Annotated in this window: 16 protein-coding genes and 1 tRNA gene; 11 read left to right on the top strand and 6 right to left on the bottom strand. The window is 70.2% G+C overall.

Annotated elements, in window-relative coordinates:
* The first annotated feature begins 540 nt into the window (after positions 1-540).
* From WME73_RS29585 to WME73_RS29565, 5 genes are all read left to right on the top strand, one after another.
* The gene (locus tag WME73_RS29585) at positions 541-1167 is read left to right on the top strand and encodes a hypothetical protein (protein ID WP_437911703.1); all 627 of its coding nucleotides are present in this window, start codon (positions 541-543) and stop codon (positions 1165-1167) included.
* 11 nt (positions 1168-1178) lie between these two features.
* Positions 1179-2045, top strand: coding sequence for a hypothetical protein (locus WME73_RS29580; RefSeq protein WP_437911702.1), 867 nt, complete (start codon positions 1179-1181; stop codon positions 2043-2045).
* Positions 2046-2101: 56 nt separating this feature from the next.
* Positions 2102-2896: a hypothetical protein gene (locus tag WME73_RS29575; protein ID WP_437911701.1), complete on the top strand. Its 795-nt coding sequence runs from the start codon at positions 2102-2104 to the stop codon at positions 2894-2896.
* A gap of 194 nt (positions 2897-3090) precedes the next feature.
* Positions 3091-3885 carry a hypothetical protein gene (locus WME73_RS29570; RefSeq protein WP_437911700.1) on the top strand — a complete coding sequence of 265 codons (795 nt, stop codon included), beginning with the start codon at positions 3091-3093 and terminating at the stop codon, positions 3883-3885.
* A 250-nt stretch (positions 3886-4135) separates the two neighbouring features.
* Positions 4136-4933 (top strand): AraC family transcriptional regulator, encoded by a 798-nt coding sequence (locus WME73_RS29565; RefSeq protein ID WP_437739740.1) that lies wholly within the window; start codon positions 4136-4138, stop codon positions 4931-4933.
* On the opposite strand, the gene WME73_RS29560 is transcribed toward WME73_RS29565, so the two are convergent.
* Positions 4899-5660 (bottom strand): methyltransferase domain-containing protein, encoded by a 762-nt coding sequence (locus tag WME73_RS29560; RefSeq protein ID WP_437739739.1) that lies wholly within the window; start codon positions 5658-5660, stop codon positions 4899-4901. The two genes, WME73_RS29565 and WME73_RS29560, sit on opposite strands and share 35 nt — an antisense overlap.
* A gap of 354 nt (positions 5661-6014) precedes the next feature.
* Here WME73_RS29560 and WME73_RS29555 point away from each other — a divergent pair, with 354 nt between their 5' ends.
* Both WME73_RS29555 and WME73_RS29550 read left to right on the top strand, forming a co-directional pair.
* Positions 6015-7328 (top strand): efflux RND transporter periplasmic adaptor subunit, encoded by a 1314-nt coding sequence (locus tag WME73_RS29555; RefSeq protein ID WP_437911699.1) that lies wholly within the window; start codon positions 6015-6017, stop codon positions 7326-7328.
* Entirely contained in the window at positions 7325-10513 is a 3189-nt protein-coding gene (locus WME73_RS29550; protein WP_437911698.1) for an efflux RND transporter permease subunit, read from the top strand. The genes WME73_RS29555 and WME73_RS29550 overlap by 4 nt, the downstream gene beginning before the upstream one ends.
* Here the strand turns inward: WME73_RS29550 and WME73_RS29545 are convergent.
* Positions 10490-11851, bottom strand: coding sequence for a Vgb family protein (locus tag WME73_RS29545; RefSeq protein WP_437911697.1), 1362 nt, complete (start codon positions 11849-11851; stop codon positions 10490-10492). The genes WME73_RS29550 and WME73_RS29545 overlap by 24 nt on opposite strands.
* A gap of 304 nt (positions 11852-12155) precedes the next feature.
* Between WME73_RS29545 and WME73_RS29540 the strand changes: the two genes are divergently transcribed.
* From WME73_RS29540 to ribA, 4 genes are all read left to right on the top strand, one after another.
* Positions 12156-12266: transfer RNA gene (locus tag WME73_RS29540), tRNA-OTHER, on the top strand.
* Between the two features lie 53 nt (positions 12267-12319).
* Complete coding sequence (locus WME73_RS29535) at positions 12320-12577, top strand: addiction module protein (RefSeq protein WP_437911696.1); 258 nt, start codon at positions 12320-12322, stop codon at positions 12575-12577.
* A gap of 137 nt (positions 12578-12714) precedes the next feature.
* Positions 12715-14517, top strand: a complete 1803-nt coding sequence (locus WME73_RS29530) for an acyl-CoA dehydrogenase (RefSeq protein WP_437911695.1) — start codon at positions 12715-12717, stop codon at positions 14515-14517.
* A 362-nt stretch (positions 14518-14879) separates the two neighbouring features.
* Complete coding sequence (ribA, locus tag WME73_RS29525) at positions 14880-15557, top strand: GTP cyclohydrolase II (RefSeq protein WP_012237912.1); 678 nt, start codon at positions 14880-14882, stop codon at positions 15555-15557.
* 15 nt (positions 15558-15572) lie between these two features.
* On the opposite strand, the gene WME73_RS29520 is transcribed toward ribA, so the two are convergent.
* The 4 genes from WME73_RS29520 to glmU form a co-directional block, all read right to left on the bottom strand.
* Positions 15573-16376, bottom strand: coding sequence for a family 1 encapsulin nanocompartment shell protein (locus WME73_RS29520; RefSeq protein WP_437911694.1), 804 nt, complete (start codon positions 16374-16376; stop codon positions 15573-15575).
* Between the two features lie 2 nt (positions 16377-16378).
* Entirely contained in the window at positions 16379-16762 is a 384-nt protein-coding gene (locus WME73_RS29515) for an encapsulin-associated ferritin-like protein (RefSeq protein ID WP_437911693.1), read from the bottom strand.
* An 18-nt stretch (positions 16763-16780) separates the two neighbouring features.
* Positions 16781-16960, bottom strand: a complete 180-nt coding sequence (locus tag WME73_RS29510) for an FmdB family zinc ribbon protein (protein WP_437739731.1) — start codon at positions 16958-16960, stop codon at positions 16781-16783.
* Between the two features lie 299 nt (positions 16961-17259).
* A complete protein-coding gene (gene glmU / locus WME73_RS29505) occupies positions 17260-18681 on the bottom strand; it encodes a bifunctional UDP-N-acetylglucosamine diphosphorylase/glucosamine-1-phosphate N-acetyltransferase GlmU (protein ID WP_437911692.1) in 1422 nt (473 codons plus the stop codon).
* Between the last annotated feature and the right edge of the window lie 121 nt (positions 18682-18802).

Here is an 18802-nt window from a genome sequence, read left to right as displayed (position 1 = left end):
GTGGAGAATTTGCAGACGTTGATCGCAATGCGAACAGCACGCGTCGATCGACGCATGGCTGGGATCTCCACGATCCTCCGGACGAGGAGGCCTGATATCATGGCTCCAATGTGGCAGCGCGGGCTGTGCGCTTCCGGCGCGGTGTTCCTGGGCTGCTTGCTCTGGGCTGCCTGCAGCGGTGACGCCTATGTCGATGTGGAACAGGAACCTCTCTGCGATTCAACCGCAGACTGCCACCCCAAGCTGAGCGGAACGCAGTGCATCGACGGGCGCTGCCGGTGTCCGGACCCGGAGGAGGCGCGCTGCTGCGAGCCCGGTGCGAGGGAGGAAGACGGCGATTCCTGCAAGCGGGAGTGTCGGCCCATCAGCGAGTGCAACGCCATGCTGTGCAAGACAGCCGAGGATTGCCCGAAGCCTGCGGACCCCCGCTGCGGCGAGGCCATGTGCGACGCGGAGGTCTGCAGGCTCGCCCTGCGAGAGCGATTCCCTAACCAGCGGGCTGGCGATTGTGTGACCCTGCGCTGTGACGAGGCTGGGCGGGTGGTCGCCGAGGCCGACGACGGCGACGTCTTCAACGACGGCAACGAGTGCACGATCGACGCATGCGTGCAAGGGGTCAGCGTGCACCGTCCGAGGGCAGCGGGGAACGCCGAAGAGGGTTCCGGGTACTGCGATGGCGACGGGCATCTGGTCGGATGCCTTCGCGACGAGGACTGTGGGACCCCCTCGTATGCCTGCTCGACATCGGGCACGTGCGTCCTCGAGTGGTGCGACAACGCCATCTTTGATGATGCCTCGGGCGAGACGGCGCGGGACTGCGGTGGCCGGTGCCAGCCTTGCAGGGCAGGACAGCCGTGCACGGCCGACAGCGACTGCATCGAGGGTGCGTGCGGCTCGGACATGCTGTGCAAGGAGACGAGCTGCCGTGATGGCATCCTGAACGGCGCCGAGACCGACGTCGATTGCGGCGCGCCGTCGTGTCCCGCATGCGCCGCCAGCCGGCGGTGCGACGCTCACGAGTCCTGCCAGAGCGGTGTGTGCGCGGACGGCAGGTGCCGTCGCCCGACGTGCGAGGATGGCGTGATGAACGGCAACGAATCAGGCATCGACTGCGGCGCGAATTGCCCCACTGCCTGCCCGCTGTTCATCTCAGGCGAAGAGACATGAAGAAAGGCAACATGACCACGAGCAGGCACCTTTGGGCCGCCGGCGCGATGCTCTCCGTGGCCTCGCTGTGGATCGCGTGCTCGGAGGGGGCCCCGGCGCCTGCGCCGGAGCGCCCCGAGTGCGTGACCGAGTACGATTGCGACGACCCGCCGGACCCCGCCTGTGGCACGGTGAAGTGCGTCGATGGCAAGTGCCAGCGAGAGGTGGGGGAGTACCGGGGCCAGTACCCCGGCGACTGCATGACGATCGCGTGCGACAGGGACGGGCAGAAGGTCGTCTTGCCCGCGCCGGACGACGTGCCGGACGACGGCAACCCTTGCACGGATGACTTCTGCGACGGCGCGCATCAGCTGAACGAATGGACCCGGCGAGGTCCGGCCCCTGACGGCTCGGGGCTGTGCGACGGCCAGCAAAACCTGGTCGAGTGCCTGTCGGACGCGGACTGCGGGGACACGACCATGTACTGCTCACCGCGCAGCAAGTGCATCCCGCTCGACTGCGACAATGGCGAGCTCGATGTAGGCACCGGCGAGTCCTATGTGGACTGCGGTGGCCTCTGCGATCCGTGTCGCCCGACGTACCCGTGTACCACGGGCGAGGATTGCAATACCGGTGTGTGCGGCTTCGATGACCGGTGCAGCTTTGCCACGTGCAGCGATGGCATCCAGAACGAGCATGAGGTCGACATCGACTGCGGATCCAACTGCCGTACCTGCGCCGCTGGGGACAAGTGCATCGACGGCCCGGATTGCCTGACGAAGGTGTGCTTCCAGGGCAGGTGCCAGCCGCCGAGGTGCGATGACGATCGCCAGAATGGCCTGGAAATAGGTGTAGATTGTGGTGGTGACTGCCCTCCCTGCCCGGAGGGGCTCCCCTGAGCGGAAGGCGCATCGTCGCCGTCTCCTTCAAAAAGCACGGGAGCGAGGCGGATATCATGAGCAATATCGCGAGGTCGGCCGTGATCGCGGCGCTGGGTCTTTCGGGAGTGGCGTGCGCGCCGGACGAGTACCGGCCGCTCGCGGAGAACGACGCTGTTCGCATCGACGTCTACGGGTTCGAGCCGCCCCTCGTCCGCGATGGCGTCACGTACCGGGGCGAGGTGGAGGGCTACGTCTGGAAGACGGACAACCCCAATGCCTTCGGTGTCCGGAAACACGACGACGGGGAGTATCTCCCCGACAGGTTCGTCGTGAGCAACGGCCTCGAGGAGACGACGCTCCGCTGCGTCCTCTACGAGGACAGCTATCCGGAGGACGACCTCATTGCCACCTTCTGTCGCGGTCAGTTCATCCAGGCCGAACCCGGCCGTGGGATCCGTGCCACCTTCAACGAGTTTGACGGCTGGGAGGTCGTGATGCCCGAGCTCTCGAAGCTCACGTCTCCCGAGCAGGACATCGAGTTCAGCCTCAGCTCCGGCGAGGATCTGGTGCTCTCGTGGGAGCCGCTAGGCGCGGACGACCGGATGGGATGGTCTCTCGGACCCGTCAGCTTCGACGACCCGGGGCCGTGTGTGGATGACGTAGAGTGGTACCGTTCGGACGGGTCCATGGATGACACCGGGGCGTTCGTCGTTCCCAGGGACTCGTATCCCACGGGCCTGCCCCCCGAGGGGTGTCAGGCTTTCCTTCGGTTCGACCGCGGCCGGCGCGGGACCATCGATCCTGGCGTCCAGAGGGGCTCGATCTTCGCGCGCCAGTCTTACGAGGTACGGATCACGCTGAAGCCGTAGCTTCGTTCAAACGGGAACGTGCACAGGTTGGGTAGTGCTCAAATTTGCCCGGAGAGAGTTCACATGAAGGCGGGAAGATCATTGAGCTTTTCTTCTCGCCTTGCCGCCTCCATGTTCAATTTTGAGCACTACCCACAGGTTGCCCCGTGCGGCGCAGCCGTCTCTTGCAAAGACGTCGGATCGTGGAGGATCTCATGAGAGACATCGTGTGGTTGGCTTTGGTCGCCGTCCTGGGTCTTTCCGGGGCAGCGTGTGGGCCGGACGAGTACCGGCCCTTGGCGGATAACGAGGCGGTCGTCATCCGGGTCTACGGATACAACGTGCCGATCGTCCGCGATGGCGTCGAGTACCTGGGCGAAGCGGAAGCCTACGTTACGAAGGTGGACGCCAGCGGCGGGTTCGGTGTGCGAGATCCCGGGGACGGGGAGTACCTCCCCGACAGGTTCATCGTGAGCAACGGCGCGGAGGAGGCGGAGCTCGCCTGCTACTGGTGGCATGACAGCAATCCGGAGGACAACCTCATCGCCGCCAAGTGCCGCGGCTATCTCAAGCACGCCGAGCCGGGCCGCGCGATCCGCGCCCGGTTCAACGACCTCGACGGCTGGGAGATCGTGATGCCCGAGCTCTCGGAGCTCACGTCTCCCGAGCCGGAGAGCGTGTTCAGCCTCGGCTCCGGCGAGGATCTCGTGCTGGCGTGGGAGCCGCTGGGCAAGGACGACATGATGAGATGGTCCATCGGACCTGTCAGCTTCGATGAGCCGGGCCCTTGTCTGGATGACGTATCCTGGGTCGACTCGTCGGGGGAGGTGGACGACACCGGCTCGTTCACCGTTCCCGAAGGCTCGTACCCCACGGGGCTTCCCGCCGAGGGCTGTCAGGCCTTCGTGCGCTTGAGCCGCGGTCGGGACGGGACCATCGATCCTGGCGCCCCGGCGGGCGTGATGTTCGGTATGCAGGTCTACAAGATGCGGATGACGCTGAGGCCGTAGCTCCGTCCGGCAGGCGCGCGCGCAGGTCGGGCCCGCCAGATCTTCGCTGGCCTTTCGCTGGCGCAGCGCAGGGAAGAGCTCCTTACTATCCAGCAGCCTGCTCGACGGAGAGCGCCGGCGCTCGCCTCCTGCTTCCGCCGATGTCACCATGGCGCTCATGCCCCCCGCGCCGGCGATCCAGCGAGAAGACCTTGTGGGCGGAGGCCGAGCGATCTTTTGCTGCCGGCAACCCTCACCGGTGCAGCCGGTCATGCGGGCGTCCGTGACCCACGCCTTCGCCGCGCTGGCGTTCTACACGAGCGGCTCTTCTCGCATCGAGCAGCGCGGTCGATGGAACGTCGAGGCTGGAGACGTCCTCCTCGTGCCTGCCGGACAACCGCACCGCTCGATCGAGAAGGCGGCCCCGGACTGGATCGGCGTTGGCTTCTGTGTCCCCTGCTTGGCCGCCGAGGAGGCGGGCAGCTTGCTCGAGCCGTTCGAGCGCGTGCGCGCCGGCGCATCCCCCGTCGTTCGGGTGCCCGCGGATCGTCACGCGCACATCGACATGCTGCTCCGCGAGCTGATGCGCGCGACGGAATCGCGCGATGGCGGCGCTCCCGACGTCGTCCAGCGGAGCCTCCTTGTGCTCATCCTCAACGAGGTTCAGCAGGCAGCGCGCTCGCAACACCCTGCCTCGCCATCGCCGGGAGTCGTCGTCGATGCCCTTCGCTTCATCGAGCGAAACTGCCTTCGACCGCTCTCGCTCAAGGACGTCGCGCGATCCGTGGGGCGGAGCCCGGCGTACGTGACGACGGCGCTCTCCCGGGCGACGGGCCGGAGCGCGGTCGAGTGGATCGTGGCCGGGAGAATGGCGGAGGCTCGCCGCATCCTCCTCCACTCCGACGAGAGGGTCGAGCTCGTCGCCGAGCGCGTCGGCTACGCGGACGCGACGCACTTCATCCGCATGTTCCGTAGAGAGCACGGGGCGACGCCGGCGGCGTGGCGCGCCGAAGCGCAGAGCAAGGGCCGCACGCTCACCCAGGAGACGGTGTCCGGCCGCACACGCTGAAGACGAGGTCGCCGACGAAGGTGGTATTGGCCTTCGTCCGTTCGGCGGCGAGACGTTCTTCCAGGGTGTCCACGTCGACCTCGGCCTCCGACGCCACGCCTCGCTGGACGATCCGCGGGAGCATCGCGCGAACGATGAGCGCGAGCTGATGCTGGATCTTCGGCGTCTGCACGATGGCCTCGGCCCTCACGAGCTGCACGGTCAGGCCCGCTTCTTCAAAAACGCTCGGCATCTGGAATCCCATGTGGAGGCTCGCGCCCTCACGCTCGACGGTCCGCCAGATCCACTGGTGCACCTGGCGGTGCAGATCCATGGGCATCAGGCTGCCCTGGCCCATCGTCGGGTCGTTCTCCTGGAGCAGGATCAGGCCGCCGGCGCGCACGGCACCGGCCATGGCACGCACCGCAGCGACAGGATCCGGCTGGTACATGAGCACCCTCCGGCCGACGGCGGCATCGAAGCGCTCGGCGGCGGGGGAGAGCGCGCCGAGGTCCCGCTCTTCGAAGGCAACTCGGCGGAGTCCCAGCTCGGCGGCTCGCCGGCGAGCGACCGCGATGGGCGCCGGATCGCGGTCTACCCCGAGCACACAACCCCCTTCGCCGACGATGCGGGCGACCATGAAGCTCACGTCGCCTCGGCCGCACCCCACGTCGAGGACGCGCATGCCGGGAGCGATGCCGGCATCGCGCAGAAATCGTTCGGTCATGTCGTTGACCAGGTCTGTCATCGTCGTCTCCGCCAGTTCGTGTCAGCTCGCCCGTCGTTGCTGGTTTCACGCCGGGCTCGCGGGTCAGCATCCCTGCTGTTTGCAGGACTGTACGGACTGTCTGTCCTGCGCGGCAGTGCGTGTCTTTGTGCTGGATCGGCGGGGTTTGTGATCGGTGGGCGGCGGAAGTCCCGGGCGCCCGTCGCGACCGCCGCGGTGCGCGCCGCCGGCCAGATCGGGCCGCGCGTACCGTGCTCCCCGGCGCTCCGCCGTGCGCGGGCCCCGCTGCGCGGCCTGTGGCCGGCGTGACGCTGCCCGGTCACCCCCGCTCGGCCCCGCGCACAACGGCTCAAGTTGCGCTACTCCTCCACCTAGATGGTGCTCCAACCGATTCGCGTGGCCGCGCTCGCCCTGGTGACGGGGCTTGTCTTCCTCGGATCTCCGGCGTGCAAGAAGGGCGGGGAGGCCTCGCCCGAGCAGGGGCGCAAGCCCGCGAAGCAGGGGCTCAGCTTCCCGGTCGAGGTCGTGCCCGTCGCGGCGGAGCGGGTCGAGTACGCCGTGCCGGCCGTCGGAGCGGTCGAGGCGTTCGAGCAGGTGCAGCTCACCGCGCGCGTCGCCGGCGTCGTCGAGGCGGTGCGGTTCATGGAGGGCGCCGAGGTCAAGGCAGGGCAGGTGCTCGTCGAGATCGACCCGGCCCGGTACAACCTCGCCGTCCGCGCGGCGCGCGCGACGCTCGATCGGATGACCGCCACCCAGGCCGAGGCCGCCGCGGGGCTCGAGCGGCGCGAGGCCGAGGGCGCCGACGGCGTCTTCAGCAAGGAAGACGTCGCGTCCTGGCGCTCGAGGGCGGCGACGACCGCCGCGCAGGTCGCCGAGGCGAAGGTCGCCGTCGATCAGGCGCTCCTGAACCTGCGCGACGCCTACGTGCGCGCCCCCATCCAGGGGAAGATCCAGACGCGCACCGTGCAGACCGGCCAGCACGTGCCTGTCGGCACCGTGCTCGCGACGCTCCTGCGCCGCGATCCGCTCCTGCTCCGCTTCCAGATCCCCGCCGCCGACGCCCCGCGGGTCAGGCCCGACATGGAGGCCCGTTTCACCGTGAAGGGCGACGCGCGGACCTACAGCGCCAGGCTGACGCACGTCGCCGACGCGGCGGATCCGGCGACGCGCATGGTCGCCGTGACCGGCGAGGTGCAGGGCGAGGGCAAGGAGCTGCTCCGCCCCGGCACCTTCGCCGAGGTGACCGTGCCCGTGGGCGCGAGCGGCGACGCTCCCGTGATCCCACTCACGTCCGTGCGACCGAGCGAGCGGGGGTTCCTCGCGTACGTGGTCGACGGCACCACCGCGCGCGAGCGCGTGCTCTCTCTGGGCCTGCGCACGCCCGACGGGCGCGTCGAGGTCAAGTCGGGCCTCTCCGTGGGAGAGCTCCTCGTGGCGCGCGGCGCGGAGGCGTTGCGCGAGGGGGCGCAGGTCCGCATCGCGGCGCCCGGCAGCGTGCCGGGAGGCCAGGCCGCGGGGCGCCACCCCGAGGGAGGCGCAGACGCCGGCGCGTCCGCGGCCGGCGCGTCGCCGCCCGCCGCCTCGTCCGGCGCGTCGCCGCCCGCCGCCTCGTCCGGCGCGTCGCCGCCCGCCTCGTCCGGCGCATCGCCGCTGACCGCTCCCGCCAGCTCGTCACGGAGCGTGCCGTGAGCCTCACCGAAGCCTGCCTCAGGAAGCCGGTCTTCGCCTGGATGCTGATGGCCGCGACCATCGTCTTCGGCCTCGTCGCCGTGTCGCGCATCGGCATCAGCCAGTTCCCCGACGTCGACTTCCCCACCATCACCATCTCCGCCACGCTGGAGGGCGCCGCCCCCGAGATCATGGAGCACGACGTGGTCGAGCCGCTCGAGGAGGCGGCCGTCCAGGTCGAGGGGATCCGATCGATCACGTCGACGTCGCGCCAGGGGAGCGCCTCGGTCACCATCGAGCTCGACCTGTCGCGCGACGTCGACGTCGCGCTCCAGGACGTTCAGACGAAGATCTCCCAGGCGCAGCGGCGGCTGCCGCTCGACCTCGACCCGCCTGTCGTCTCCAAGACGAACCCGGAGGACCAGCCGATCATGTGGGTCGGGCTCTCCGGCCCCTTCTCTCCCCAGCTCGTCGCCGACATCGCGCGTTACCGGCTGAAGGAGAAGCTCCAGACGGTGCCCGGCGTCGGAGAGCTCACGCTCGGCGGCTACCTCGAGCGCAACGTCCGCATCTGGATCGACGCCGATCGACTCGCGGCGAAGGGGCTCACCGTCGCCGACGTCACCGAGTCCCTGCGCCGCCAGCACATCGAGCTCCCCGCCGGCCGCATCGAGACAGAAGGGCGGGAGCTCAACGTGCGGGTGATGGGGGAGGCGCTCGATCTCGCGACCTTCAAGCGGATCGTCCTCCGCCAGGGCGATCCCGGCTCGGCCGCCCAGCCGGGCGCAGCCGCCCAGGCGGCGGGGCCGCCGTCGTCGGCGCGCGCCACGGTGTACCTGGAGGACGTCGCGCTCGTCGAGGACGGCTTCGAGGACGTCCGCCGGCTCGCCCGGGTGAACGGGGAGCCGGCCCAGGGCCTCGGCGTGAGGAAGCAGCGCGGCTCGAACGCGGTCGAGGTCGCCCGGGGGGTCCGGGCCGCGCTTGCCGAGGTCCAGAAGTCCCTGCCCGAGGGGATGGAGGTCGGCGTGAACTTCGACTCGACGAAGTTCATCGAGGAGTCGGTCCACGAGATCGAGCTCGAGCTCGGCATGGCCATCGCGCTCACGGCCCTCGTCTGCTGGATGTTCCTCGGCTCGCTCTCGAGCACGCTCAACGTCGTCCTGGCCATCCCGATGTCGCTGCTCGGCACGGTCGCCGCGATCTACTTCCTCGGCTTCACGCTGAACACCTTCACGCTGCTCGGGCTCTCGCTCGCCGTCGGCATCGTCGTCGACGACGCGATCATGGTGCTCGAGAACATCCACCGGCACGCCGAAGGGGGGAAGGACCGCGTCCGCGCCGCCCGCGAGGGCACGGCCGAGATCACCTTCGCGGCGCTCGCCGCGACGCTCGCCGTCGTCGCGATCTTCCTCCCGATCATCTTCATGGAGGGGGTGGTCGGCCGGTTCTTCCTCCAGTTCGGCGTGACCCTCTGCATCGCCGTGCTGCTCTCGTACCTGGAGGCGATCACCCTCGCGCCCGCCCGCTGCGCGCAGATCCTCGACGTCTCCCGCGAGGGCCGGGGCCGCCTCGGGCGGCTCGTCGATCGCGGCTTCGAGGCGCTCTCCCGCGGCTATGGCTGGCTGCTCGCCCGGGCGCTCCGGTTCCCGGTCGCGGTCGTCCTGCTCGGCGCGATCCTCTTCGCCGGCGCGATCGTCGCCATGCAGCGCCTCCCGACGGAGTTCGTCCCGTCGCAGGACCAGGGGCGGCTCCTTGTCCGGCTGCAGACCGCGGTCGGCTCGGACATCGAGGAGACCGACCGGCTCTTCCGTCGCGCCGAGGCGGCCGTGGGCGCGAACCCGGCGGTGGAGCGGGTCTTCGCCGTCGTCGGCGGCTTCGGCGGAGGGGGCGGCGTGAACACGGGCATCCTGTTCGTCACGATGAAGCCGGCGGAGGAGCGGGCGCTCTCGCAGGCCGATCTCCAGGGCGCGCTCCGCAAGGAGCTGAACGGCTACCCCGGCCTGCGCGCCGTGGTCCAGGACCTCTCGCAGTCGGGCTTCACGGCCCAGCGCGGGTTCCCTGTCGAGTTCTCGATCCGCGGCCCCGACTGGGACGAGCTCACGAAGCACAGCGAGCGCATCCGGGCCGAGCTCGCGCAGAGCGGCGTCGTCGTGGATCTCGACTCCGACTACCAGCTCGGCATGCCCGAGCTCCGCATCGTGCCCGACCGGGCGCGCGCCGCGGATCTCGGCGTGAGCGTCGAGGCCATCGCGACGACGCTGAACACGCTGATCGGCGGCGGGCGCGTCGCCAAGTACAACGACAGCGGGCGCCGCATCGACGTCCGCGCGCGCTTGCTCGCGGAGCAGCGGAGCCGGCCCGAGGATCTCGCGCGCATCCAGGTGAGGAGCGCGTCGGGCGCGCTGGTCCCGCTGACGTCGGTCGTCACCTACGACGAGCGCCCCGCGCTCCAGGCGATCACGCGCCGCGACCGCGAGCGCGCGATCTCGGTCTTCGGCAACGTCGCGCCGGGGCGCTCGCAGGGCGAGGCGGTGGCCCGCGTCGAGGAGCTCGGCCGGGACCTGCCGGCCGGCTACCGCCTGGTGCTGGGCGGCGCGAGCGTGACGTTCCGCGAGTCGATGGGCGGCCTCCTCTTCGCGCTGGTGCTCGGGATCCTCGTCGCCTACATGGTGCTCGCGTCGCAGTTCAACTCGTTCCTGCACCCGGTCACGGTGCTGACGATCCTGCCGCTGTCGATCGCGGGCGCCGCCTTCGCGCTGCTGCTGACGGGGCACACGCTCAACATCTTCAGCATGATCGGGATCCTCCTGCTCATGGGGATCGTGAAGAAGAACTCGATCATCCTCGTGGATCACGCGATCGAAGTGCGCCGCGAAGGCGGGCACGGCGACGGGGCAGGGGAGGTGATGGACGCCCGCGCGGCGATGCTCCGCGCCGGCCCGGTGCGGCTGCGCCCCATCCTGATGACCTCGATCGCGACGCTGATGGCGGCGGTCCCGTCCGCGCTGGCGCTCGGCCCCGGCGCCGAGATCCGAGCCCCGATGGCCGCGGCGGTGATCGGCGGCCTCGTCGTCTCGACGGCGCTCAGCCTCCTCGTCGTGCCGGCGTTCTACGTGGTCGCGGACGACCTGCGGGCGCGCCTTGCCCGGCTCCGGCGGCCGGGCTCCCCGGCCGCCACGGGCTCACTTGGGGCCCTGGATCGGTGACCAGTCGGGGGGCGGGTTGAAGGCGAGGTCGATGAGTGATCCGAACGCCTCGCTCGTCAGGACGGTGGCTCCCGCTTCCACGTCTCCGCCCGCGACGAGCTCGGCCTTGGCGATCGCCGCCGCCGAACCGACCTTGGAGGGCAGCCACAGGTTCCCCTGCTGATCGAAGGCGATGCTCTCCGGAAGCGCCAGCACCCCCACTTCGAGCTGAACCTCGGGGGTGAGCTCCGCGGATGCTTCGAGATCGCCGGGCTCGAACTTTGCGATGGTGTTCGATCCCCAGTAACCCACCCAGAGCGCGCCCTGCTCGTCGAACGCGAGCCCCGTCGGGTGGCCCAGGGGCCCGATCACCGGCTCGGGGGTGAGCGCCTTCAGCACCACGTCGGCGGGATCCCCGTCGTCCGCGGCGAGCCGCTCGGCCGCGTACATCAGCACCGCGTCCTGCTCGGCGCTCGCCACCCACAGGTTGCCCGATCCGTCGAACGCGAGCGCTTGAACGTTCTCGATCTCCTCTCCGGTGATGGTCACGGACGGCTCCACCACGCCTGAGCCTTCGAGATCGGCCGCCTCGATCCTCAGCAAATGGTCGCGGATCCCGACCCAGAGGTTGCCGGCGGCGTCGAACGCCAGGCCGCCCGCGGCGCAGGGGGTGACGCCCCCGCACGCATCGGCCACGTCGAGCACGCGGTCAGGGGCTGCCTCGCTGCTCTCGCCCAGCGTGTCGACGAGCCGCACGGTGATCTGGCCCGCGTTGGCCGACACCCACAGGTTGCCGGCCCCGTCGAAGGCGATCGCGCCCTGGTTGATGATCTCCGCGCTTCCCTGGAACGCGACGCTCGGCGTGACCTCGCCCGACTCGAGCAGCGCCTCGCCGTCGAGCGCGCCGACCAGCTGGTCGCCGTTCTGCGCGGTGAACCAGAGCTGGTGGCTCCCGGGCGTGAGCTCGTAGTTGAAGGTGACCTCGGTGGTCGCGCCGTCGGCGACGCAGGCGCTCTGCTCCGGGTCATCAGGCCGATAGACGAAGCCGACGCGTTCGTCGTCCGGGTACTCGGCCACGCTGCCTGCGCGCAGCGTGTACTCACCCGCCGGCGTGTCGAGGGACGCGCTCGAGACCACGCGCTCGTCCGGCACTCCCGGCGAGGTCACGGCGACGTCGCCGGCGTCGTTCGGGCTCACGATCTCGACGTCGAGTGTTCCGTCGCCTTCGGCTTCACAAGCCGCGCCACCACCTGCACCGCCGCCACCGTCACCGCCCGAACCCGCCTCCGACGGGTCGTCGTTGTCCCCACAGCCCACGGAAACCAGCGCCGCAAGCAGAATCCAGGAAAGTCGTCTCATGGGTCACGAGTCTAGGAACCCCGGGCAAACACCGCAAAGGGCGTGTGGCCCTCGAACGCTCGATTTCGAAAAAAAAGCGTGAATCCACCGCCGCGGGAACCGCTGTGCGGTCGGCCGTGATGCGCGCTCAACGGCGGTCGAAGGAGGCGGGAAGACGCTTGGCCGCCGAGAGACAGCTTCAGGGAGCGATGAGAGAGGGCAAACCTCCCTGAAATGCACGCGCTGCCAGAAATTCGCACGAAAATGGAGTGACCCCTCGGCTTTTGCCTCGGTCGACATGTGTTTGGTGCGAAGTCGCGTTTCTGCAAGGGCCTTGGTGGTAAATGCTTCAACCCAAACGAGAGATACGGTCGCCGTGGAGACTTGTGCTTCCCAAGAGTGACGCTAGAAGGTTCGAATCCTTCCCCTTGCACCAAGACGATCCATTGAAGCAGCACGCGTCCGACCGGTGGCTTCGACGAGCTCACCATGAACGAGGAGATCGAATACGTCCAAGCGCTCTGGGAGCGGATCGCGGCGAGGGGGGAAGAGGTGCCGGTACCCGAGTGGCACAGCGCCGTGCTCGATCGCCGGCTCGCCGAGTACGAAGCAGCGCCAGACGTTGGCCGACTTCTACTTCGTGGTGAAGCCGACCAGCGGGCGGCGGTGATCCTTGCCGTACTCTATCAGCGGCGCAGCCCGTCTGTTTGGAAGAAACGCACTCGAGACCAAGGCGGAGCGGGCTAACTCGGCGCTGGGGCCGGATCGGGCCGGATCCTGTCGGTTCGTTTCCGCCCGCGCTCGCCGGACCCATGACCGAGACAAGGCGCTCGACATCCCGCTTCATGCGCGTCTAGCGTGCGCCAAGCCCGGCAAATGCCCCCATGACCGCTCCCCAGAACCCCCTCCTCAACGACCGCGACGTCGAGTTCCTCCTCTACGAGGTGCTCGACGCGCCGCGCCTCTGCGAGCTCCCCTATTTCGCCGATCACGCGCGCGACACGTTCGACCTCTACCTCCAGAGCTGCCGGCGGTTCGCGCGGGAGGTGCTGTTCCCGACCTACAGGCAGGTCGACGAGGCGCCGCCGCGCTTCCAGGAGGGCGCGATCACGGTGCACCCTGCCGTCAAGCGGGTCTTCCGGCCGATGGTCGAGCTCGGGGTGCTCACCGCGGCGCGGCCGGCGGCGGTGGGGGGCCAGCAGCTTCCGCTCGTCGTCGCCACGCTCGCCGGCGCCTACCTGCAGGCGGCGAACCTGAGCGCGTGCGGCTACCTCAGCCTGACGGCCGGCGCGGCGCACCTCATCGAGACGTTCGGCGACGACGCCCTGCGGTCCGCCTTCATGACCCGGATGTACGCCGGCGAGTGGACCGGGACGATGGCGCTCACCGAGCCCCAGGCCGGATCGAGCCTCGCCGACGTGCAGGCGAGCGCGGTGAAGACCGACGCGGGCCACTACCTCGTCCGCGGATCGAAGATCTTCATCTCGGGCGGCGACCACGACCTCACCGAGAACATCGTCCACCTCACGCTCGCGCGCATCGAGAACGCGCCTCGGGGCATCAAGGGCGTGAGCCTGTTCGCCGTCCCCAAGCGGCGGCCCGAGGGCGGGCAGCTCGTCCCGAACGACGTCGAGGTCGCCGGCATGATCCACAAGCTCGGCTGGCGCGGGCTCCCCAGCCTGTCGCTCAGCTTCGGCGAGAAGGGGGACTGCCACGGCTACCTCGTGGGCAGCCCCCACCAGGGCGTCGCCTGCATGTTCCAGATGATGAACGAGGCCCGCATCCTGGTCGGCGCGAACGCCGTGGCGACCGCCTCCGCGGCCTACCTCGAGGCGCTCGGCTACGCGCTCGTCCGGCCGCAGGGCCGGCCGCTCGGCGCGAGGGACCCGGGGGCGCCGCAGGTGCCCATCATCGAGCACGCCGACGTGCGCCGGATGCTGCTCCGGCAGAAGGCCATCGTCGAGGGCGGCCTCGCGCTCGTCTCCACGACCGCGCTGTACGCCGATCTCGCGGCGCACGCCGCGGACGCGGCGGAGCGGGAGCGCGCCCAGCGGCTCCTCGACCTGCTCACCCCCATCGCCAAGACCTTCCCCGCCGAGAAGGGCTTCGAGTCGAACGCCCTCGCGCTCCAGGTCCACGGCGGCTACGGCTACTCGAGCGAGTACCTCCCGGAGGCCTGGCTCCGGGATCAGAAGCTCAACTCGATCCACGAGGGCACGACGGGGATCCAGGGCCTGGACCTCCTCGGCCGCAAGGTCGTGGCCGGGAACGGCGCCGCGCTCATCGCGCTCGGCGGCGAGATCCGGCAGACGATCGTCCGGGCGCAGCGGGCCGGCGTCGAGCCCGCGTGGGGCGAGCGCCTCGGCGCGGCGCTCGCGCTGCTCGGCGAGGTGACGGTGCAGCTCGCCGAGGCGGGGATGCGCGGCGACACCGAGCAGATGCTGCGGCACAGCGCCGATTACATGGAGCTCGTCTCCGTGGTCGTGGTGGCCTGGCAATGGCTCGCGATGGCCGCGGCCGCCCGCGAAGGGCTGGCCAGGGGCGCCACTCCGGCCGGCTTCTACGAAGGCAAGCTCTGCGCGGCGCAGTACTGGCTCTCGACGGAGCTGCCCCGGGTCGAGGCGCTCGCCGCGCTCTGCCGCTCCGGCGAGGACTCGTACGCCAGGATGCAACCCGGGTGGTTCTGAGGCGGGCGCGCGGCCCCCGGCCTCCTCGGTACCCTCGGGGGGTTCCGAAGCGGCGGCGGTCCCCCGGCTTCCTCGCCGCTCCGACGGCCCGCCAGCGTCTCGTTGGTGAGTTCGGTCACGGCCAGCGGTACCGGCGGATCGCGCGGGGACGAAGCAGATCGGCTGCTCCTCTTCGCTGATCGGCTGCTCCAGGTATGTCCTTGGAGCAACATCTTGGAGAGCTTACCTTGTTCCGGCCGGGAGCTTACGCTACCTGATTGACGCCACCTTCAGGGGTGGCCGGACAAGGGCAGGGCAGCGGGCTACCCAGGCGCGCTCCTTGCTTGACAGGCGACCCAGGATTCCTCCACCAGGAGAGCGAGATGCACGTCCCGACGACGGCGATCCGGCCTCAGCTCGATATTCGCGCCCAGGCGCCCGTGCCCACGAAGCACGGCGTCTTTCAGATGTTGGTGTTCCACTTCGGTGGGACGACGAGCCCCGACCAGGGGCTGTCTCCCGATCACGTCGCGCTCGTCATGGGCGACGTGCGCGGCCGGTCGGACGTGACCCTGCGCGTCCACTCCGAGTGCCTCACGAGCGAGGTGTTCGGCTCCCTCAAGTGCGACTGCCGCGAGCAGCTCGAGGCGGCCCAGGCCGAGATCGGGCGCCGCGGGCTCGGCGTGGTGCTCTACCTCCGGCAGGAGGGGCGCGGCATCGGGCTCGCCAACAAGATCCGGGCGTACCAGCTCCAGGCGTTCGGCCACGACACGGTCGACGCGAACCGCATCCTCGGCCTGCCGGACGACGCCCGCGGCTACGAGCCCGCGGCCGCGATGATCGAGCACCTCGGCATCGAGTCGATCCGGCTCCTCACGAACAACCCCGACAAGGTCGACGCGCTCCGCGCGCTCGGCGTCCGGATCGCCTCGCGCTCGGCGGCCATCGTCCCGGCCAACCCGTTCTCCGCGCCCTACCTCGAGGCGAAGCGCCTCCGGATGGGCCACGTCATCCCGTCGCTGCGGGACGGCGAGGGCGCCGCGGTCGGCGACGCCGAGTAGCCGCGGGGCCTGATTTCAGCCCCGCCGCAGCGCCACGGCCGCCGCGCGCTCCAGCACTCGGAACGTGAAGCTCTCGGTGAGGAAGAGCTCGACGACCTGTCTGTCGTGCCCGTCGTAGCCGATGGACAGGTCTTCCCCCACGGTCAGCTCGAAGTCGCCGCCTCGCGTGCTCAGGAGCACGCCGCCTTCGAGCGCGGGCGCCCACACGATCGGCCCGTCGATGAGCTGGCGCTCGATGTGCTTGAGGAGCGGGTACCCGTCCTCCGCGGCCGCGGCCAGCTCGTCGTACGCCTTCGGGCCCAGCGCGAGCGCATAAGGACCGTCGACGCCCGCGGCGCGGAGCACCTCTCTCGCCTCCACCACGGCGCGCGGCCACGCCTCCGGCGCGGGGATCAGCACGGGCTTGTGCGGCGCGACCTCCAGGATCCCTTCGATCCCGGCGGCCGCGAGCCCGTTGAAGATGGCGCCGTCCTCGAAGCGCGCGGCGTGCTCGGCGGCGCGCACGACGTCCTCGATGTTGGGCTCCTGCGCGCCGCGCCCGACGGCGTCCAGCTCGGCGAGCTCGAGGCGGATGGGCGCGCGGAACTCGACGAGCGGCCGCACGAGGCGGACGCCCGCGCTGACCGAGGACCCCTCCTTCCGCTCGAGCGCGCGCAGGCGCCCCGTGTTGACGGCGGCGACCTCCCAGCCGAACGGACCGCGGAAGTCGACGACCTTGCGGCCGGCGAGGTGCAGCTTGAGCACGCGCGTCGCCTCGTGATCGATGAGGTCCCACGCGGCGGGGAGGATGGGAGCGAGCTCGCGCTTGAGAAGATCCATGATCATGCCCCCTTCAGGCTCCCGATGCCGAGCGCGCCGCTCGGCGCCATGGCGCCGGTCCGCGCCTTGGCGCCGAGCTTCGCCGCCTCCTCGGCCGCTTCCACCTCGGTGATCGGCCCCTGGCTGTTGAGGTAGATGTCGATCTTCTCCTGGAAGACGCGATCATTCCGCCGGAGCCACTCGAGGTTCATCATCGCGTGCTCCACCTCCTCCTCGAGGTGGTGGAGCAGCACGGCACGGAGCTCCGCGTCCGAGCACGCCTCGGCGCGCTGCTGGTACCAGTCGATCGCCTCGAGCTCCTCGATCAACGAGACGATCGCGCGGTGCCGTTCCTTGGTCGCCTCCGACAGGAGCTCCGGCAGCTCGTGGTAGTTCTCGCTCGACACGCCGCTTCGTCCTTCTGCCTAGGCGCTCTTTCGCGCCGTTTGCACCTGGAACGCCACGATCTCCGGCTCGACGTTCGAGCGGCCGCAGGCCGTGCACTGGACCGTGCGCTCCCGCTTCTGGCGCTCGAACTCGGAGAGCGACGCGACCACCTCGAACTCGGCGCCGCAGTCGTTGCACTTGAACTCGTACGTCGGCATGGGGCTCCTGTCCTGCAAATGTGAACTGAATCACACGCGCGGACACAGGCGAGATCCGTGCCCTCCCAGGATTCGAGCCGACCCAGGTTGCAGCCGGACGAGCGCGGGGGCCGTCGGCGTCACGCGAAAATGACCTGCGCGGTCGTTGCCGGAGGCCGAGCTACAGCCGCGGCCGGAAGCTCGGGCCGGATCGCCGATGCGCCCGCCACGTCCCTCCGGGCGCTGGAAGGTGTGATCTCGACCGGCCGGCCGGTCGCCTCGCTACCGCCCCTCACCGTGCGTGAACAGCACGGCGCCCGCTACTTCTTCGCCGCGTCCTTCAGCCGCGCCTTGAGCCGCGTCGCGTAGCCCTCCTTGTTCTCCTGCTTCACCCGGCCGATCGCCAGCGCCTCGTCCGGCACGTCGCGGGTCACGGTCGTGCCCGTCGCCACGTAGGCGCCGGCGCCGATCTTCACCGGGGCGACGATCTGCGAGTCGCTGCCGATGAAGGCGCCGGCGCCGATCTCGGTCCGGTGCTTCCGGAAGCCGTCGTAGTTGCAGAAGATCGTCCCGGCGCCGACGTTCGCGCCCTCGCCGATGTCGCCGTCGCCGAGGTAGGCGAGGTGGTTCGCCTTCGCGCCCTTCCGGACCACGGTCTTCTTGGTCTCGACGAAGTTGCCGATGTGCGCGTCGGCCTCGATCTGGCTCTCCGGGCGGAGGTGCGAGAACGGCCCGATCTGCGCGCCGGCGCCGATCGACGACTGCGAGGCGACCGTGTACGGCTTCACCGAGGCGCCTGCCTCGACGACCACGTCCGTGAGCACCGAGCCCACGTCGATCCGCGCCCCCGCGCCGACGCGCGTCCGGCCCCGCAGGACCACGGCGTGCTCGATCACGGCGTCCGGCTCGACGGCCACGCCCGCGTCGATGCGGGCGCTCGTGCGGATCGTGACGCCGCTCTTGCGCAGCCGGTCGGCGATGCGGCCGTAGAGCACCTCCTCGGCGGCGGCGAGCTGCGCGCGGTCGTTGATGCCCACGAGCGAGCCGACGTCCCTGGCCACGACCGCCGCGGCGCCGCCGGCCTTCGCCGCCTGCGCGACGATGTCGGTCAGGTAGAGCTCACCCTGCGCGTTGTCCGTCGTCAGCCCGGCCAGCGCGCGCCCGAGGAACCCGCTGCGGGCGAGGTACACGCCGGGGTTCACCTCGGTGATCGCGCGCTCCTCGGGGGTCGCGTCCTTGTGCTCGCGGATGCCGATCACGCGGCCCGACGCGTCGCGAAGGATCCTGCCGTACCCCGTCGGATCGGAGACCTCCGCGGTGAGCATCGCGATCGGCGCGTCGCCCGCGCGGTCGAGCGCCCCGCGGAGCTGCGTGAGCTGCTCCGGATCGAGCAGCGGCGTGTCGCCGCACAGGATCAGGACCGCCTCGGAGGTCGCGTCGATGTGCGGCATGGCGCAGCGCACCGCGTCGCCCGTGCCGCGCTGCTGGGCCTGGAGCGCGGTGCGGACCTTCTTCCCCTGGGCGCCGAACGCCTTGTCCAGGGCCGCCGAGACCTCGTCCCGGCCGTGGCCGACGACGACCACGACGTCCGAGGCGCCGGCGGCCAGCGCCGCGTCGACGACGTAATGGAGCATCGGCCGGCCGCAGAGCTCGTGGAGCACCTTCGGTCGGGCGCTCTTCATCCGAGTCCCTTGTCCAGCAGCGAGAACGACAGCGGTGAGCGGGGTGGGTTGGGTCGCCATCGCTCCGCAGCGTATACCCACGAGCCCGCCGCCGTCCTCGTCGCAGCGCAGTGACGCTGGAGAACTGGAGAACGCGCGCTCCGGCGCCATCCACCTGACACCCGCAGGGGCACCAAGCCCC

The sequence above is a fragment of the Sorangium sp. So ce302 genome (assembly GCF_051530145.1).
Lineage (GTDB): Bacteria > Myxococcota_A > Polyangia > Polyangiales > Polyangiaceae > Sorangium > Sorangium cellulosum_B.
Note: the sequence above shows the minus strand (reverse complement) of the source record. Positions and strands in the feature narration are given on the sequence as shown.

What these genes read in the sequence shown, in the direction of transcription:
- WME73_RS29580 (WP_437911702.1), top strand. Translation starts at nt 1,179, where the DNA reads ATGACCACGAGCAGGCACCTTTGGGCCGCCGGCGCGATGCTCTCCGTG.
- WME73_RS29575 (WP_437911701.1), top strand. Translation starts at nt 2,102, where the DNA reads ATGAGCAATATCGCGAGGTCGGCCGTGATCGCGGCGCTGGGTCTTTCG.
- WME73_RS29570 (WP_437911700.1), top strand. Translation starts at nt 3,091, where the DNA reads ATGAGAGACATCGTGTGGTTGGCTTTGGTCGCCGTCCTGGGTCTTTCC.
- WME73_RS29565 (WP_437739740.1), top strand. Translation starts at nt 4,136, where the DNA reads ATGCGGGCGTCCGTGACCCACGCCTTCGCCGCGCTGGCGTTCTACACG.
- WME73_RS29560 (WP_437739739.1), bottom strand. Translation starts at nt 5,660, where the DNA reads ATGACAGACCTGGTCAACGACATGACCGAACGATTTCTGCGCGATGCC.
- WME73_RS29555 (WP_437911699.1), top strand. Translation starts at nt 6,015, where the DNA reads ATGGTGCTCCAACCGATTCGCGTGGCCGCGCTCGCCCTGGTGACGGGG.
- WME73_RS29545 (WP_437911697.1), bottom strand. Translation starts at nt 11,851, where the DNA reads ATGAGACGACTTTCCTGGATTCTGCTTGCGGCGCTGGTTTCCGTGGGC.
- WME73_RS29535 (WP_437911696.1), top strand. Translation starts at nt 12,320, where the DNA reads ATGAACGAGGAGATCGAATACGTCCAAGCGCTCTGGGAGCGGATCGCG.
- WME73_RS29530 (WP_437911695.1), top strand. Translation starts at nt 12,715, where the DNA reads ATGACCGCTCCCCAGAACCCCCTCCTCAACGACCGCGACGTCGAGTTC.
- ribA (WP_012237912.1), top strand. Translation starts at nt 14,880, where the DNA reads ATGCACGTCCCGACGACGGCGATCCGGCCTCAGCTCGATATTCGCGCC.
- WME73_RS29520 (WP_437911694.1), bottom strand. Translation starts at nt 16,376, where the DNA reads ATGGATCTTCTCAAGCGCGAGCTCGCTCCCATCCTCCCCGCCGCGTGG.
- WME73_RS29510 (WP_437739731.1), bottom strand. Translation starts at nt 16,960, where the DNA reads ATGCCGACGTACGAGTTCAAGTGCAACGACTGCGGCGCCGAGTTCGAG.
- glmU (WP_437911692.1), bottom strand. Translation starts at nt 18,681, where the DNA reads ATGGCGACCCAACCCACCCCGCTCACCGCTGTCGTTCTCGCTGCTGGA.